This window comes from Streptomyces sp. NPDC003284 (assembly GCF_053589675.1).
On sequence record NZ_JBSFSI010000014.1, the window covers coordinates 220686 to 236015 of the forward strand.

Genomic DNA, 15330 nt, shown 5'->3' on the forward strand with positions numbered 1-15330 from the left:
GGGCCCGCGCTCACCAGCGGCCCGGCTCGCTGCCGGTGACCGGCTCGGAGGGCCGCCCGTCCACGCCGACCGGCACCTCGCCGTGCAGCATCACCCGGTGCATGATCCGCGGGACGCCGAGGTGCGTGTTGTCGGCGGGCGCCAGGTGGACGGTGGCGCGGTTGTCCCAGAAGGCCACGCTGCCCGGCTCCCAGCGGAAGCGGACCGTGTACTCGGGGCGTACGGCCTGCTCCAGCAGCATCTCCAGCAGGGCCTGGCTCTCCGCGCGGGAGACGTCCTCGATCTGCTCGACGTAGTAGCCGTTGACGAAGAGCACCCGCTCGCCCGTCTCCGGGTGGACGCGCACCAGCGGGTGCACCGTGGCGATCTGGCGCTCCAGCAGATGGCGGACGTACGCGTCGTCGCCGGGGCGCGGCTGGTAGCCGACGCCGAGCCGGTGCTCGGCGCGCAGCGTGTCGGCGAAGGCCCGGACCGGCGCCGAGAGTCCGGCGTAGGCGGCGGCCAGGTTGGACCAGGTGGTGTCGCCGCCGTACGGGGGGACGCTCTCGGCGCGCAGGATCGTCGCGGCCGGAGGGTCGATCCGGGCGCCGTGGTCGCAGTGCCAGCCGCGCAGCAGCGAGTGCCGGCGCCGCCGCAGCCACTCGTCGTGGTCCATGCCGAACCGGCCGCCCAGCTCCAGCCGGTCGGCGGTGGTCTCCACCTCGGGGACGTCCGGCGGCGAGGCGCCGCCGCGCCGCCGCAGCACCACCGGCTCGCCGAAGCGGCGCGCGAAGGCGACATGTCCGGCGTGGTCGAGGCGCTGCCCGCGGAAGAACACCACCTTCCAGCGCAGGACCGCCGCGCGGATCGCCGCGACCGCCGCCTCGTCGAGGCCGGCGGCCAGGTCCACCCCGGTGATCTCCGCCCCGATGTGTCCGGCGACGGGCCTCACCTCCAGGCCGCCCGCCGTGGTGCCGTCCGCCGTGTCCGTGTGCGTCGTCATGCGCGCTCCGCTGGTCGTCCGTCACGTACCAGGGAGATCGTGGCAGGCTTTGCGGACGGTGGCGACAGTGCCGTGTGCCGCGCGCGCCCGGCGGGTGCCGGTACCGGCTCCGCGGCCCCGGCCGCCCTCCGACCGTCGACGGGAAGGTTCCCCCACATGACCGGCATCCCCACCTATTCGCTCGACGACGGCACCCGGCTGCCCGCCGTCGGCCTCGGCACCTGGCCGATGGACGACGCCGAGGCGGAGCGGGCGGTGGCCGAGGGCCTGCGCCTCGGTTACCGGCTCGTCGACACGGCGGTCAACTACGACAACGAGACCGGCGTGGGCCGGGCGCTCGCGCGCAGCGGTGTGCCGCGCGAGGAGGTCGTGCTGACGACCAAGCTCCCCGGCCGCCACCACGGCTACGAGGAGACGCTCGCCTCCTTCGAGGAGTCCCGGCGGCGCCTCGGCGTGGACCGCGTCGACCTGTATCTGATCCACTGGCCGCTCCCCCGCGTCGACCGGTACGTGGAGTCGTGGAGGGCCATGCTCAAGCTCCGTGACGAGGGCCTGGTGGGCTCGGTGGGCGTCTCCAACTTCACCCGGGAGCACATCGAGCGGCTGGAGCGGGAGACGGGCGTGCTGCCGTCCGTCAACCAGATCGAGCTGCATCCGCTCTTCCCGCAGCCGGAACTGCGGGAGTTCCACGCCGCCAAGGGCATCCGCACCGAGAGCTGGAGCCCGCTGGGCCGCGGTCCCGCCGTGCTGGAGGACCCGTCGGTGGTCGCGGTGGCGCGGGAGCTCGGGGTGACGCCCGCCCAGGCCGTGCTGCGCTGGCACATCCAGCTCGGCGCGGTGCCCCTGCCGAAGTCGTCGGACCCGGGGCGGCAGCGGGAGAACCTGGACGTCTTCGGGTTCGCCCTGGACCAGGACCAGCTGGACGCGCTCACCCACGACAGGCCGCGGCGCCTGGGCGGGGCCCCGGAGACGCACGAGGAGTTCTGAGGCGCGCGAGGAGTGCCCCCGGCGCGCGGGTCGGCCGGCGCGCCGGGGGTACCCGGTCCTGGCGGATCCGGCGGCCGGGTGCGCGGACCCGGCACACCGGTGCGAGGAGGCCCCGTGAGCAGGGACGGACGGCTCGGGGAGTACCGCGGCAGGCGTGACTTCGGGCGGACCCGGGAGCCCTCGGGCGGCCGGGCGGGCTCCGGGCCCGCTCCCCGCTTCGTGGTGCAGATCCACGACGCCCGCCGGATGCACTTCGACTTCCGGCTCCAGGTGGGCGACGTGCTCAGGTCCTGGTCGGTGCCGAAGGGCCCCTCCGACGACCCGCACGACAAGCGGCTCGCGGTGCCCACGGAGGACCATCCGCTGGAGTACGAGGACTTCGAGGGCGTCATCCCCCGGGGCCAGTACGGCGGCGGCACGGTGATCGTCTGGGACCGGGGCACCTACGAGCCGCTGAGCCACGACCGCCGGGGGCGTCCGGTCGGCTTCGCCGAGTCGCTGGAGCACGGGCACGCCACGTTCCGGCTGTACGGCGCGAAGCTGCACGGCGCGTACGCCCTGACCCGGTTCCGGGGCACCGCCCGGGGCGACGACGAGGACGCCTGGCTGTTGGTGAAGAAGGACGAGGGCCGGGCGGCGGCGCACGGCACCCCCGACCCGCGCCGGGCCCGCTCGGTGCGCACCGGCCGCACCCTGGCCCAGGTCGCCGCGGACGGCGGCGCGGAGTGAGGACGGCCCGCGGCCCCGCGCCCGGTGCCGTCCCCGGTCCGGGCGTCAGGCGCGGCGGGCGCGCAGGGCGGCCAGGGCCCGGTCGGCGTGGGTGCGCATGCGCAGTTCGCTGCGGACCACCTCCAGGACGCAGCGGTCCCGGCCGATGACGAAGGTGGCCCGTCTGGTCGGTGCCAGGGCCAGGGCGCGCCGCACACCGAACCGCTCGCGCACGGCGCCGTCCGCGTCGGACAGCAGAGGCATGCCGAGGGCGTGCCGTCCGGTGAACTCCCGCTGGCGCTCCACCGGATCGCCGCTGATGCCGACGGGACGCGCCCCGACGGCGGCGAACTCGGCCGCCAGGTCCCGGAAGTGGCAGGCCTGTGCCGTGCAGGCGGGGGTGAGGGCGGCCGGGTAGAAGAACAGCACCACCGGGCCCTCGGCGAGCAGTCCGGACAGGGTCCGCGTGGTCCCGCTCTCGTCCGGCAGCGCGAAGTCCTCGACGGTGTCGCCGGGGCGCGGCGTGCCCGGCCCGCTCACGCGGCGCGCCCCGCGCCCTTGGCGACGCTGCGCGCCCACAGCACCAGCGGGACCTGGAGGGGCAGCCGCCCGTAGGCCGCCGCCTTCTGCCGGGCGGGCCGGTCGCGCCAGTCCGCCGCCATCCGCACATTGGCCGGGAAGACCCCGACGAAGAACGCGGCGGTGGCCAGCGCGGCGGCCTTGCGGGTGCGGGGCGCGGCCAGTCCGGCGGCCAGCGCGAACTCGGCGACGGCGCTGGCGTAGGTCCAGGTGCGCGGGGCGCCGGGCAGGGCACGCGGGACGATGGCGTCGAACTGACGGGGCGAGGCGAAATGGGCGGTCCCCGCGGTGGCCAGCAGAGCGGCGAGCAGCAGGGGTGAGCGTTCGGACCGGGGCACGGTTCCTCCTCCGACGACCGGCGGCGGACCCGAGGCGGCTCCGCGGCGCGATCCTACTGGAGAGTAAGTACGGCTGGGGAGAGGCGCCCGATCAGGGGAAAGCGCCGGGCGCCCGGAGTGGCGCACGGCCCGTCCGTCGACATCTCAGCCGTGACCCTGCCGCTGATCGCGCCCATGCTCGCCACCCCCGGCGCCCTGCCGTCCGCCGCCCAGGACGCGCACTGGGCGTACGAGACCAAGCAGGACGGGCAGCGCACGGTGGCCTATCTGCCGGGCGACGGCGGTCTGCTGCTGCGGGCCCGCTCGGGCGAGGACATCACGGCCGCCTACCCCGAGCTGGCGCCGCTGGGCCGCGCGCTGGGCTCCGTCCCGGCGGTGCTGGACGGCGAGGTGCTGGCCCTGGACGAGCGGGGCCGGGCCAGCTTCCAGCTGCTCCAGGGGCGGATGGGGCTGGCCCACGCGCCCGCGCTGGCCGCGCGCCGTGCCGCACGCGTCCCCGTCCACCTGGTGCTCTTCGACGTCCTGCACCTGGAGGGGCGGCCGCTGCTCGCGCTGCCCTACGCGCGGCGCCGGGAGCGGCTGGAGGCGCTCGGGCTGCACGGCCCGTACTGGTCCACGCCCGCCGCCGTGGTCGGCCACGGGGCCCGCGCCCTGGCCGCCACCCGGGAGCACGGTCTGGAGGGGCTGGTCTGCAAGCGGCTGGACTCGGTGTACGAGCCCGGGGTGCGCTCCCGGGCCTGGATCAAGATCCGCAACATGCGCGGCGAGGACGTGCTGGTGGGCGGCTGGCTGCCCGGCAAGGGGCGGCTGACGGGGCTGCCGGGCGCGGTGCTGGTGGGGCAGCGCGCCGGGGGGCGGCTGCGCTGGGTCGGCCGGGTGGGCACCGGCTGGAGCGAGGCCGGGCGGGCGGAGCTGGCCGGGCTGCTCGCGGGCCTGGCCACCGATGTGTGCCCCTTCGACCCGGTGCCCCCGGTCCGCGGGGCGCACTGGGTGCTGCCCCGGCTGGTCGGCGAGGTCCGCTACAGCGTCCGCACCCGGGCGGGCATGCTGCGCCAGCCGTCCTGGCTGCGGCTGCGCCCCGACCTGTCCCCCGAGGACGCGGCGGCCGACCTGCCGGACGACACGCGGCCGTGAGAGCCGGGCCGGGTCCGCGCCGTGCGGGCCCGGCCGAAGGTCTATCGTGTCCCGCATGTCCGCGCCCGAACTGATCCGTATCGTCTCCCGCGACTCGCCCATGGCGCTCGCTCAGGTGGAGCGTGTCCGCGCCGAGTTGGCCGCCCTGCACCCCGGTGTGCGCACCGAGGTGGTGCCGGTGAAGACCACCGGCGACAAGTGGCTCGGGGAGCTGTCGAAGGTCGAGGGCAAGGGGGCGTTCACCAAGGAGGTGGACGCGGCGCTGCTGGCCGGCGAGGCGGATCTCGCGGTGCACTGCCTGAAGGACGTGCCCGCGGACCGGCCGCTGCCCGCGGGCACCACGTTCGCCGCGTTCCTGAAGCGGGACGACGTCCGCGACGCCCTGGTCCACCCCGGCGGGCTCACCCTGGACGAGCTGCCGCCCGGCACCCGGGTCGGCACCTCGGCGGTGCGCCGGATCGCCCAGCTGGCCGCGACCCGTCCGCAGCTGGTCTGTGTGCCGTTCCGCGGCAACGCCAACCGGCGGCTGGAGAAGCTGGCCGCCGGTGAGGCGGACGCGCTGCTGCTGGCCGCGTCCGGTCTGGAGCGCATCGGGCGGCAGGACGTGATCAGCGAGGTGCTGTCCGTGGACGCGATGATGCCGCCGGTCGGCGCGGGCGTCCTCGCCCTCCAGTGCCGCGAGGGCGACGACGAGCTGATCGAGGCCGTCAGCGGGCTCGGCGACGGCGACACCCATCGGGCGGCGAGCGCGGAGCGCATGCTCCTGCATGTGCTCCAGGGGCACTGCAACAGCCCGATCGCCGGGTACGCGCACGTCGACGGCGGCGGGGAACTCTCCCTGCGGGCCTGTGTGTTCACCCCGGACGGCAAGACCCGGCTGAACGCGCACGAGTGGGCGGGCCGGCTGGACGCGGCCACCCTGGGCACATCGGTCGCGGTGGCGCTGCTGCGGCAGGGCGCCCGCGAGATCATCGACGGCATCCCGCACTGACGTACGAGCCCGGCCCGCGCCGTCGCGGGACGGGTCAGCCGGTGGCGCCGGGCTCCGCCTGGTCGCGCAGGAAGACGCTGATCTGGTGGGCGAGGCCGCCGGGCCCGCCGGGGCTGGGCGCGCCGGTGCCGACGGGCGCCTCGTGCACGCCGACGCCGCCGCTCCACAGGCGGCGGTCGGTCCACTCCTCGTCCACGCGCAGCTGCACCTGGACGTCGACCTGGTGCAGGGCGTCCTCCGGGCCCGCCGCGTACAGCACAGCGGTGGCCCGGCGCAGCGGGTGGACGTCGTAGCCCTCGATGAACTGGGAGTTGCGCCAGTCCACGAACGCGCTCTCGCCGTCGGGGCCGATCCGCACGTCGATCTGGCCGTCCTCCAGGTGGACGCCGAAGTGCCGGGTGCCGCGGTTCTCGACGGTGGCCCGCACGCGGAAGTACGCCAGTCCCTCGGCGGCGTCGTCCCGGCCGCGGGGCGGCTCGGCCCGTTCCAGTCGGTGGACGCGAACGCGCAGGCCGGCGTACTCGTCGTACTCCTGCCAGTCCCCGACCACGTTCGGCTCGTACACAGCGCACCTCTCGACTTCCAAGAGCTGTTTCCTATCTGTGGGCCGAGCGCACTGTCAAATGCGCGGAATGCGCGGCGGCCGGGTAATTCCGCGGCATTGACCCGTGATCAAGCCGTGCGCTGGCGGAATCCCCCGGCAGGTGATCATTTTCCCGGCCGCGGGCGTGCCGCACATCACGTCCGGCGGGGGCGGCACGCGGCGCGCCGGTGACGGATTCCCCGCGCCGCCGACGACGGGCCGTCACCCCGCCGCGGCGGTCACCGGGCCAGCCGGCCGAGCAGCGCGGAGGCCGCGGTGATGCCCGCGGCGGCGGCCAGGACGAGCACGGCGAAGTCGAGGCCCAGGTGCGCGGGGGTGCCCAGCAGCAGTCCGCGCAGGGCGTCGACCTGGTAGCTGAGCGGGTTGACCCTGCTGACCACCTGGAGCCACCCGGGCATCACGGCCACCGGGTACAGGGCGTTGGAGGCGAAGAAGAGCGGCATGGTGATGGCCTGTCCGATGCCCATCAGCCGGTCGCGGCTGAGCACGATCCCGGCGATGGTCATGGACAGGCAGGAGAAGAACGCCGAGCCGAGGACCACGGCCGTGGCGACCCCGAGCAGCCGGAGCGGGTTCCAGGTCAGCGCCACGCCGAGCAGCGCGGCCAGCACGATGACCACGACGGCCTGGATCAGCGACTTCACCCCGGCCGCGAACGCCTTTCCGGTGACCAGCGCCGAGCGCGGGGTGGGGGTGACCAGCAGCTTGTTGAGGACGCCCGCGTCGCGCTCCCAGATGATCTGGATGCCGTAGAAGATGGCGATGAACATCGCGGACTGGGCGATGATGCCCGGTGCCATGAAGTCCAGGTAGGGCAGGCCGCCGGTGGGGATCGCGTGGATCCGGGTGAAGGTCTGGCCGAAGATCAGCAGCCACAGGGCGGGCTGGACGGCGCGGGTGTACAGCTCGGTGCGGTCGTGGCGCAGCTTCTGGAGTTCGACCGCGCACATGGCGGCGACCCGGGCGGGCAGCAGCCGCCAGCCCGCGCGGGGCTTGGGGGGCCGCACCAGCAGGCCGATGCCGTCCGCGAAGGCGGGGTCAGCCGACCCGGTGGGCGGTGCGACGGGTGCTTCGGACATCGCGGAAATCTCCTGAACTGTCGTCGAGGCCGCTGCCGGCCACCTCGCGGAAGACGTCCTCCAGCGTGGGCGGCGCGTCCGCGGCGGGTCCGCCCTCGGCGCGGCGCCGTTCGCCCAGGCCCCGGCGCAGCTCGCCGGGGGTGCCCAGGGCGCGGATCCGGCCGCGGTGCATCAGGGCGACCCGGTCGCAGTACTGGTCGGCCTCGTCCATGTAGTGCGTGGTCACCAGGACGGTCATGCCGGTGGCGGCGCGCACGGCGTTGATGTGCTCCCACACCCCGGTGCGGGCGATCGGGTCGAGACCGATCGTCGGCTCGTCGAGGATCAGCAGGCGGGGGGCGCTGACCAGGGCCTGGGCCAGTTCGAGACGGCGGATCATGCCGCCGGAGTAGGTCTTGGCCAGCCGGTCGGCGGCGTCCGTGAGGTCGACGGCGGTCAGTGCCTGGGTGACGCGGGCGGAGCGTTCGCGGCGCGGCACGTCGAAGACGCGGGCGAACAGGGTGACGTTCTCCCGGCCGGTGAGGGCGGCGTCGGCGGACAGCTGCTGGGGGACGTAGCCCAGCAGCCGCCGTACGGCCATCCGGTCGCCGGCCGGGTCGTGGCCGAAGACGCGGACCATCCCGGCGGGGACCGGCAGCAGGGTGGTGACGCAGCGGATGGCGGTGGTCTTGCCGGCGCCGTTGGGTCCGAGCAGGCCGAACACCTCGCCCGTCCGCACGGCCAGGTCCAGGCCGTCGACGGCGGTGGTGCCGCCGAAGGAGTAGGTGAGCCGGGTGCAGGTGACGGCGTCGGGTGCGGCGGCGTCGCTGGTCATGGGCGGTCGCCCTCCTCGCGCAGGTTCTCGGCCAGCCGGCGCAGGGCGGGGAGCGCGGCGCGCAGCGCCTCCCGGTCGGCCTCGGGCAGCCGGTCGAGCTGGTCGCGGACCAGGGCGGCGCGGCGGGCGCGCCAGTCCCGCAGCCGCGCCCCGGCGGCCTCGGTCAGCAGCAGCCGGGCGGCCCGGCGGTCGGCGGGGTCCGTCTCCCGGACCAGCTGGCCGTCCCGGACGAGCTGGTTGACCAGGGTGGAGACGGAGTTGCCCGCCAGATGCAGTTCCTTGGCCGCCTCCGAGACGCCGATGCCGGGGCGGGTCTCGACCAGGCGCAGCAGTTCGACCTCGGCGCCGCGCAGCCGGGTCACGGTCAGTCCGGCGCGCAGCCGGCGCCGGACGAGCCGCTGCACCCCGACCAGGGCGTCGGCCAGCTCCTCGGCCTGGATCTCCGGTTCCGCTTCCATGCTTCGACGTTACCTCTGTAGCAGAGGTAAGTACCGCCAAGGGCGGACCAAGGCGGACCAAGACTCGGCCAAGGACCCGGCGCGGCCCCCGCGGACCGCCGCTCCGGCGGCGCAGGAAAGGGCGCACATCGAAATGCACGCCATTTTCCCGGGAATGCAATTCCGGGGAAGACCCGTACAATCGGCGGGACAATCGGCGGGACAATCCGCCGGACCCCGAATGAAATCATTTCGCGACCGGGCGGACGCATACCGTCACCGCATTCGCTGAATTGTTTCGGGATCTCCGGCTTCGGGAATCCGCAATTCAGTGCTTCGGACCGGAGGCACGCCCGTGGGAGCCGGCGCGCCGGGCCCCGATGCGATCCGGGCAGGATCTGCCCCGCGCCTCCCGTGGTGTCCGTCCATCCAGCACCTGCTGAGGGAGGCGCAGCGTATGCGTACCACCGGCAGAACGACGTCCCACCCGCACGACGACGCCCCCGACACGGCGGCGGCCTTCGAGCGGCTCGCGGGACTGCCCGCGGGAGCGGAGCGCAAGGCGCTGCGCGACGAGCTGGTCCAGGTGTGGCTGCCGATGGCCGAGCGGATCGCGGTCCGCTTCCGGGGCCGCGGCGAGGCACTGGAGGATCTGTACCAGGTGGCGGCGCTCGGCCTGGTCAAGGCCGTCGACCACTACGATCCGGCGCGCGGCTACGCGTTCGAGGCGTATGCCGTGCCGACCGTCACCGGTGAGATCAAGCGGCACTTCCGCGACCACATGTGGACGCTGCACGTGCCGCGCCGGGTCCAGGACCTGCGCAACCGGGTGCGGCGCGCGGCCAAGGAACTGGCCCAGACGACGCCGGGCCGCTCCCCCACCGTCGCGGAGATCGCCGAGTACACCGACCTGAGCGTCGAGGACGTACGCACCGGCATGGAGGCCCTGGACTGCTTCGCCGCGCTGTCGCTGGAGGCGGAGGTGCCCGGCACCGACGGGTACGCGCTCGGCGACGGCCTGGGCGAGGCCGACGCGCGCTACGACCTGGTGGTGGACCGGGTGGCCGTACGGCCCTGTCTCCAGGCGCTGCCCGAGCGTGAGCGCATGATCCTCTATCTGCGGTTCTTCCGGGGCATGACGCAGAGCCGGATCGCCCAGCAGCTCGGCATCTCGCAGATGCATGTCTCGCGGCTGCTCAGCGGGTGCTTCGCCCAGTTGCGCGAGGAACTGCTCGCCGAGGCCGGCTGACGCCCGCCGACGCCCGTCCGGGTGCCGTTTCGGCGGCATGCGGGGGGTACTCGGCAGGCGCCCTCGGGGGTTCCGGTCGGACACTGGTGTGAGACCGGTGGCCACCGGCCGACGAGACCAGGACGTGCCATGAACCACGACACGACACCCGCCGGACCCACGACCGGCGTCGTCTCCACGCACACGGTGTGCGGCGCGCCCTGCTGGGTCAGCCTGACCAGCCGGGACCTGGAGGCCACGGAGGAGTTCTACTCGGCCCTGCTGGGCTGGGAGTGGCGTTCGGCCAGGCTCGGCGACCGCTTCCGCATCGCGCTCGCCGACGGCGCCCCGGTCGCCGGGATCGCCGCGGTGGCGTCCATGTGGCAGATGGCCGTGGCCTGGACCCCGTACTTCGCGGTGCCGAGCGCCGACCGGGCGGTCTCGCGGGTGCAGGAGCGCGGCGGCACCTCGGCGGTCGGCCCGATCTCGCTGCCGCCCGGCCGGGCGGCGCTGCTGGCGGACCGGGACGGCGCGACCTTCGGGATCTGGGAGGGCGAGCTGTTCACCGACTGGGAGACCTGGCGCAAGGCCGCTCCGGCCTACATCCGGCTGCACACCCGTGACGCGTTCGACGCGGCCATCTTCTACGGCGAGGTCCTGGACTGGGCGACGGAGCGGCCCGGCTGCTGCGAGGTCCGCTACGAGGGCGACGAGGTGGTCCTGCGCAGCCACGGCGAGGTGGTGGCACGGATCGAGTCGGGCGCGCTGGAGGCGGCCCCCGATCCCACCATCCGGCCGCACTGGCAGATCCACTTCCGGGTGGCGGACGTGGCCGCCTGCGCCAGGACGGCGGAGAGCCACGGCGGCAGTGTGCTGCGCGAGGGCGCCCAGGAGGCCGTGCTGCGCGATCCGGACGGGGCGCAGTTCACGGTGACCTCCCGCAGGGAGGCCTGAGCGGGCACGCCCGCCGCCCCGCCCCTTCGTGTGTCCGGGGCGGGGCGGCGGGCGTGCGGCGTCAGCGGGCCGTGCGCGGGGGCCGGGTGAGCAGGACCAGGCTCCGGGACTCGACGCGCAGGTCGCCGCCGGGCTTGTGCTCGGCCTCGTCCGGGGGGCCCTGCGGCTCGGCGGTGTCGACGACCGTGGTCCAGCGCTCGCCGTGGGCGGGGCCGGGCAGCCGGAAGTCGACCGGTTCCCAGTAGCCGTTGAGCAGCAGCAGGAACGAGTCGTCGACCACGGGCCGGCCCTGCGGGTCGGGCTCGGCGATGGCGTCGCCGTTGAGGAAGACCATGACGGAGTGCGCGTCCGAGCGCTGCCAGTCCTCCTCGGCCATCTCGCGGCCGTCCGGCAGCATCCACACCAGGTCGGGCAGCGGCTGGTCGTCGCGGGTGGCCGTCTCGCCCTGGAAGAAGCGGCGGCGGCGCAGCACCGGGTGGGCGGTGCGCAGTCCGATGACGTGCCGGGTGAAGTCCGCGAGGTCCCGCTGCTCACGGGTGAGCCGCCAGTCGATCCAGGAGACCTCGTTGTCCTGGCAGTAGGCGTTGTTGTTGCCGCCCTGGGTACGGCCCAGTTCGTCGCCGTGGCACAGCATGGGGATGCCCTGGGAGAGCAGCAGGGTGGCGATGAAGTTGCGCTGCTGGCGGGCGCGCAGCTCGCGCACCGCCGGGTCGCGGCTGTCGCCCTCGGCCCCGCAGTTCCAGGACCGGTTGGAGTTCTCGCCGTCGCGGTTGTCCTCGCCGTTGGCGTCGTTGTGCTTGTCGTTGTACGACACCAGGTCGCGCAGGGTGAAACCGTCGTGCGCGGTCACGAAGTTGACGCTGGCGCGGGGGCGGCGCCGGTTGTGGGCGTACAGGTCGGAGGAGCCGGTCAGCCGGGAGGCGAAGTCGCCCAGCGTGTGTTCCTCGCCGCGCCAGAAGTCCCGTACGGCGTCCCGGTACAGGCCGTTCCACTCCGACCACAGCGGCGGGAAGTTGCCCACCTGGTAGCCGCCCTCGCCCACGTCCCACGGTTCGGCGATCAGCTTCACCCGGCTGATCACCGGGTCCTGCTGGATCAGGTCGAAGAACGCGGAGAGCCGGTCCACCTCGTGGAACTGCCGGGCCAGGGTGGCCGCCAGGTCGAAGCGGAAGCCGTCCACATGCATCTCGGTGACCCAGTAGCGCAGCGAGTCCATGATCAGCTGGAGCACGTAGGGGTGGCGCATCAGCAGGCTGTTGCCGGTGCCCGTGGTGTCGTAGTAGTGCGCGAAGTCGCCGTCGACCAGGCGGTAGTACGAGGCGTTGTCGATGCCGCGGAAGGACAGTGTCGGGCCGTTCTCGTTGCCCTCGGCGGTGTGGTTGTAGACCACGTCGAGGATCACTTCGAGGCCGGCCTCGTGCAGCGCCTTGACCATCGACTTGAACTCGGCGACCTGCCCGCCGCGGGTGCCGTGGGCGGCGTATTCGTGGTGCGGGGCGAAGAAGCCGATCGTGTTGTAGCCCCAGTAGTTGGACAGGCCCCGGCCCTGGAGCACCCCGTCGTGCACGAACTGGTGCACCGGCATCAGCTCCACGGCCGTCACGCCCAGCGAGGTCAGGTGCTCGACGACGGCGGGGTGCGCGAGACCGGCGTAGGTGCCGCGCAGCTCGGGCGGGACGTCGGGGTGGGTGCGGGTCAGGCCGCGCACATGGGCCTCGTAGATCACCGTGTCGGCGTAGGCCCGCCGGGGCGGCCGGTCGCCGCCCCAGTCGAAGGCCGGGTCGGTGACCACACCGAGCAGGGTGTGCCCGGCGCTGTCGGCCGGGTCGGGTCCGTGCGGGGCCCGCTCGTAGAGCGAGGGGTGGTCGTCCATCCGCCCGTCCACCGCCCTGGCGTACGGGTCCAGCAGCAGCTTCTTCGGGTTGCAGCGGTGGCCGGCCGCCGGGTGCCAGGGGCCGTGCACCCGGTAGCCGTAGCGCTGGCCGGGGCCGACGCCCGGCAGATAGCCGTGCCAGACGAAGCCGTCGGCCTCGGTCAGCGGCACCGGCCGGTGGGTGCCCGCGTCGTCCACGAGGACCAGGTCGACCTGGTCGGCGACCTCGCTGAACAGGGCGAAGTTGGTGCCCTCGCCGTCGTACGCGGCACCCAGCGGGTAGGGGTACCCGCTCCACACGGGCACGGGCACCCCCTTTGCGCGGCTGGTGCGCCGGGTCACCGGGCCCCCTCCAGGACGGCCTCGGGGCCGGTCAGCGCGGAGGCGAGCGCGGCAACGGCCAGCTCGCGGGGCGGCTTCAGGCCCTCGCGCAGGGTCGGGGCCGGTGCCTTGGCGACCAGCGGGACACGCACCCCGGCGCGGGCCCGCTGCGAGAACCAGATGACCTTGCTCCCGGTCTCGGCGGCGCAGCAGCCCCAGCCGTCGCTGGTCGCCGCGATACGCGCCAGACAGGTGCGCAGGTCCTGGTCGGGGCGCAGGTCGTGGTTATTCTCCCCGACCGCGGTGATGAGGTGCTGGCCGGTCCACCACATCTCGATGGAGGTGTGCTTGTCCCGGGCGTGCTCGTCGATGGCGTTCAGCAGCATCTCGGCGCCGCCGCACACGGGTTCGACGAGGTCCTCCAGATCCCAGAGCCGGAGGTGGGCGGCCAGGATGCGCCTGACCTGTCCGACCCGTTCCGGGCTGACTTCCACGTCGAGGTGGTAGTAGCAGGGCACTGCGGTCTTCATCGTCCTTGGCTCCTCACCGGCGGGGCCCGCGCTCCCTGTCCCGCCCTTGCGGGCCGGACCCCCGAGCACGAAGCGTGAGCGTTTGTTGCCTCTGAGTCAGAACCACAGTGCGGGCGCTACGCCATTCGTGCAACACGAGCGGACGGCGCGGGCCGCCGGGACCGTGGGACCGGGCGGGTGACCTGGTTGAAGATCCAACAGGACGCTGTGTCGTTGAACGTGCACCATGAGTGAAAGTCTCGAGCGCCGTGAACGGGACCGCGTGCCTTCGCGTGCGCGGTCGCCGCCCCGACCGTCGGGGAAACGTGCCCATCGAGCGCTCCCGAAAGGTGATCAGCGCCATGCTGCTACCCGCCAAAGCCGAAGTCGCCCGGCATCTGCGGCGCCACCGGGTGTGGGAACGCGCGATGCTCGCGGCGCCCGACGACCGCAGGGTCCGGGCCACCTTCGAGGATTCGGGCTACACGCTGTGCGTGCTGATGGGCAAGCGCTGCGCGCGAGAGGCGGCGGACGCCGCGGAGCGGTACCTGCGCACCAACCCGGGCACCTATCTGCGGGAACAGGGCGCCGCCCGGCCGCACGTGGGTGCCCTGGCGCGCCGGGGCCGCGGCGCGGCGACGGACCGCGGCCCGGCGGAGGAGCGGTGGTCGGCGGCGGAGCGCAGGGCGCCTCAGGAGCCCCGGCCCGCGGCGGACCGGCGCTCCCCGGCAGGGGCGTAGGGAACGCGGCCGTCCGCCGTCCCGGGCAGCGGTCCCGGACGGCGGCACCGCCGCACGACGTACCGAGCAGTACCTGGTTCCCGGCCGGGCGTGAGCCCGGCCTCAAGCACGGTGGAGGTGACACCCATGAGGACGACTCCGAGTCATGCACCGGCCGTCGGCCGCATCCCCGTACGGGATGTGCGCCCGGCCGTGGAGAGCGGCAGGCGCCCGGCCAAGGCGGTGGTGGGCGAGACGTTCCAGGTCACCGCCACCGTGTTCGGCGAGGGGCACGACGCGGTCGCGGCGAACGTGGTGCTGTGCGACCCGGCGGGCCGGCCGGGGCCGTGGACGCCGATGCGCGAGCTGGCCCCGGGCACCGACCGCTGGGGCGCCGAGGTCACCCCGACCGCGACCGGCCGCTGGACCTACCACGTCGAGGCATGGGCCGACCCCGTCACCACCTGGCGGCGGCACGCCCAGATCAAGGTCCCGGCCGGGATCGACGCGGGGCTGGTGCTGGAGGAGGGCGCGGAACTGCACGCCAGGGCGGCCGAAGGGGTGCCCGAGGGGCCGGAACGGGACACGCTGCTTGCCGCCGTCCGGGTGATGGACGACGACTCCCTGCCCGTGATGACCCGGCTGTCGGCGGCGTTGACGCCGGAGGTGGACGCGGTCCTGGCCCGCCGTCCCCTGCGCGACCTGGTCACCGCCTCCGCACCCCTCCCGCTCCAGGTCGAACGCGAACGCGCCCTCTACAGCGCCTGGTACGAGTTCTTCCCCCGCTCCGAAGGCACCCCCGACCAGCCCCACGGCACCCTGCGCACCGCCGAACGCCGCCTGCCCGCCATCGCCGCCATGGGCTTCGACGTCGTCTACCTCCCCCCCATCCACCCCATCGGCACCACCCACCGCAAAGGCCCCGACAACACCCTCACCGCCCGGCCCGACGACGTCGGCGTCCCCTGGGCCATCGGCTCACCCGAAGGCGGCCACGACACCGTCCACCCCCGCCTGGGCACCCTCGACGACTTCGACCACTTCACCGCCCGCGCCCGCGAACTCGGCCTCGA

The 15330-nt window shown here is 74.2% G+C and carries 17 protein-coding genes; 8 read left to right on the forward strand and 9 right to left on the reverse strand.

Going from position 1 to position 15330, the window contains the following annotated elements; translation table 11 throughout:
- Positions 1 to 10: 10 nt before the first annotated feature.
- A complete protein-coding gene (locus ACWDYF_RS26955) occupies positions 11 to 982 on the reverse strand; it encodes a TauD/TfdA dioxygenase family protein (protein WP_389472016.1) in 972 nt (323 codons plus the stop codon).
- Positions 983 to 1138: 156 nt separating this feature from the next.
- Here ACWDYF_RS26955 and ACWDYF_RS26960 point away from each other — a divergent pair, with 156 nt between their 5' ends.
- Both ACWDYF_RS26960 and ACWDYF_RS26965 read left to right on the forward strand, forming a co-directional pair.
- The gene (locus ACWDYF_RS26960) at positions 1139 to 1969 is read left to right on the forward strand and encodes an aldo/keto reductase (RefSeq protein ID WP_389472014.1); all 831 of its coding nucleotides are present in this window, start codon (positions 1139 to 1141) and stop codon (positions 1967 to 1969) included.
- Positions 1970 to 2083: 114 nt separating this feature from the next.
- On the forward strand, positions 2084 to 2698 hold the full coding sequence (locus tag ACWDYF_RS26965; protein WP_389472012.1) for a DNA polymerase ligase N-terminal domain-containing protein: 615 nt from the start codon (positions 2084 to 2086) through the stop codon (positions 2696 to 2698).
- Between the two features lie 45 nt (positions 2699 to 2743).
- Here the strand turns inward: ACWDYF_RS26965 and ACWDYF_RS26970 are convergent, their stop codons facing one another.
- Positions 2744 to 3217: a peroxiredoxin gene (locus ACWDYF_RS26970; protein ID WP_389472010.1), complete on the reverse strand. Its 474-nt coding sequence runs from the start codon at positions 3215 to 3217 to the stop codon at positions 2744 to 2746.
- The gene (locus tag ACWDYF_RS26975; protein WP_381744660.1) at positions 3214 to 3594 is read right to left on the reverse strand and encodes a DoxX family protein; all 381 of its coding nucleotides are present in this window, start codon (positions 3592 to 3594) and stop codon (positions 3214 to 3216) included. Before ACWDYF_RS26975 ends, ACWDYF_RS26970 begins: the two co-directional genes overlap by 4 nt.
- Positions 3595 to 3744: 150 nt before the next feature.
- Here ACWDYF_RS26975 and ACWDYF_RS26980 point away from each other — a divergent pair, with 150 nt between their 5' ends.
- Together ACWDYF_RS26980 and hemC are read left to right on the forward strand one after the other, a co-directional pair.
- A complete protein-coding gene (locus tag ACWDYF_RS26980; RefSeq protein ID WP_449341795.1) occupies positions 3745 to 4728 on the forward strand; it encodes an ATP-dependent DNA ligase in 984 nt (327 codons plus the stop codon).
- Positions 4729 to 4783: 55 nt separating this feature from the next.
- A complete protein-coding gene (hemC, locus tag ACWDYF_RS26985) occupies positions 4784 to 5719 on the forward strand; it encodes a hydroxymethylbilane synthase (protein WP_389472005.1) in 936 nt (311 codons plus the stop codon).
- Positions 5720 to 5753: 34 nt separating this feature from the next.
- Here the strand turns inward: hemC and ACWDYF_RS26990 are convergent, their stop codons facing one another.
- The 4 genes from ACWDYF_RS26990 to ACWDYF_RS27005 form a co-directional block, all read right to left on the reverse strand.
- On the reverse strand, positions 5754 to 6284 hold the full coding sequence (locus tag ACWDYF_RS26990; protein ID WP_381744658.1) for a hypothetical protein: 531 nt from the start codon (positions 6282 to 6284) through the stop codon (positions 5754 to 5756).
- Between the two features lie 257 nt (positions 6285 to 6541).
- Complete coding sequence (locus ACWDYF_RS26995; RefSeq protein ID WP_389472001.1) at positions 6542 to 7402, reverse strand: ABC transporter permease; 861 nt, start codon at positions 7400 to 7402, stop codon at positions 6542 to 6544.
- Positions 7362 to 8216, reverse strand: a complete 855-nt coding sequence (locus ACWDYF_RS27000; protein WP_389471999.1) for an ABC transporter ATP-binding protein — start codon at positions 8214 to 8216, stop codon at positions 7362 to 7364. The genes ACWDYF_RS26995 and ACWDYF_RS27000 overlap by 41 nt, the downstream gene beginning before the upstream one ends.
- On the reverse strand, positions 8213 to 8674 hold the full coding sequence (locus ACWDYF_RS27005) for a MarR family winged helix-turn-helix transcriptional regulator (protein WP_381744656.1): 462 nt from the start codon (positions 8672 to 8674) through the stop codon (positions 8213 to 8215). The genes ACWDYF_RS27000 and ACWDYF_RS27005 overlap by 4 nt, the downstream gene beginning before the upstream one ends.
- Positions 8675 to 9110: 436 nt before the next feature.
- Here ACWDYF_RS27005 and ACWDYF_RS27010 point away from each other — a divergent pair, with 436 nt between their 5' ends.
- The gene (locus ACWDYF_RS27010) at positions 9111 to 9902 is read left to right on the forward strand and encodes an RNA polymerase sigma factor SigF (RefSeq protein ID WP_018566432.1); all 792 of its coding nucleotides are present in this window, start codon (positions 9111 to 9113) and stop codon (positions 9900 to 9902) included.
- 129 nt (positions 9903 to 10031) lie between these two features.
- Positions 10032 to 10835 (forward strand): VOC family protein, encoded by an 804-nt coding sequence (locus tag ACWDYF_RS27015; protein ID WP_018566431.1) that lies wholly within the window; start codon positions 10032 to 10034, stop codon positions 10833 to 10835.
- A 61-nt stretch (positions 10836 to 10896) separates the two neighbouring features.
- On the opposite strand, the gene glgX is transcribed toward ACWDYF_RS27015, so the two are convergent.
- Entirely contained in the window at positions 10897 to 13050 is a 2154-nt protein-coding gene (glgX, locus tag ACWDYF_RS27020) for a glycogen debranching protein GlgX (RefSeq protein WP_389471994.1), read from the reverse strand.
- Positions 13047 to 13559: a hypothetical protein gene (locus ACWDYF_RS27025; protein ID WP_064531171.1), complete on the reverse strand. Its 513-nt coding sequence runs from the start codon at positions 13557 to 13559 to the stop codon at positions 13047 to 13049. Before ACWDYF_RS27025 ends, glgX begins: the two co-directional genes overlap by 4 nt.
- Positions 13560 to 13900: 341 nt before the next feature.
- Here ACWDYF_RS27025 and ACWDYF_RS27030 point away from each other — a divergent pair, with 341 nt between their 5' ends.
- A complete protein-coding gene (locus ACWDYF_RS27030; RefSeq protein WP_389471991.1) occupies positions 13901 to 14278 on the forward strand; it encodes a DUF5133 domain-containing protein in 378 nt (125 codons plus the stop codon).
- Between the two features lie 126 nt (positions 14279 to 14404).
- On the forward strand, positions 14405 to 15330 hold a 926-nt coding region (locus ACWDYF_RS27035), incomplete at its 3' end, for a maltotransferase domain-containing protein (RefSeq protein WP_451584305.1).

What these genes read in the sequence shown, in the direction of transcription:
- ACWDYF_RS27025 (WP_064531171.1), bottom strand. Translation starts at nt 13,559, where the DNA reads ATGAAGACCGCAGTGCCCTGCTACTACCACCTCGACGTGGAAGTCAGC.
- ACWDYF_RS26995 (WP_389472001.1), bottom strand. Translation starts at nt 7,402, where the DNA reads ATGTCCGAAGCACCCGTCGCACCGCCCACCGGGTCGGCTGACCCCGCC.
- ACWDYF_RS27010 (WP_018566432.1), top strand. Translation starts at nt 9,111, where the DNA reads ATGCGTACCACCGGCAGAACGACGTCCCACCCGCACGACGACGCCCCC.
- ACWDYF_RS26955 (WP_389472016.1), bottom strand. Translation starts at nt 982, where the DNA reads ATGACGACGCACACGGACACGGCGGACGGCACCACGGCGGGCGGCCTG.
- ACWDYF_RS27005 (WP_381744656.1), bottom strand. Translation starts at nt 8,674, where the DNA reads ATGGAAGCGGAACCGGAGATCCAGGCCGAGGAGCTGGCCGACGCCCTG.
- ACWDYF_RS27000 (WP_389471999.1), bottom strand. Translation starts at nt 8,216, where the DNA reads ATGACCAGCGACGCCGCCGCACCCGACGCCGTCACCTGCACCCGGCTC.
- hemC (WP_389472005.1), top strand. Translation starts at nt 4,784, where the DNA reads ATGTCCGCGCCCGAACTGATCCGTATCGTCTCCCGCGACTCGCCCATG.
- ACWDYF_RS26960 (WP_389472014.1), top strand. Translation starts at nt 1,139, where the DNA reads ATGACCGGCATCCCCACCTATTCGCTCGACGACGGCACCCGGCTGCCC.
- ACWDYF_RS27030 (WP_389471991.1), top strand. Translation starts at nt 13,901, where the DNA reads ATGCTGCTACCCGCCAAAGCCGAAGTCGCCCGGCATCTGCGGCGCCAC.
- ACWDYF_RS27015 (WP_018566431.1), top strand. Translation starts at nt 10,032, where the DNA reads ATGAACCACGACACGACACCCGCCGGACCCACGACCGGCGTCGTCTCC.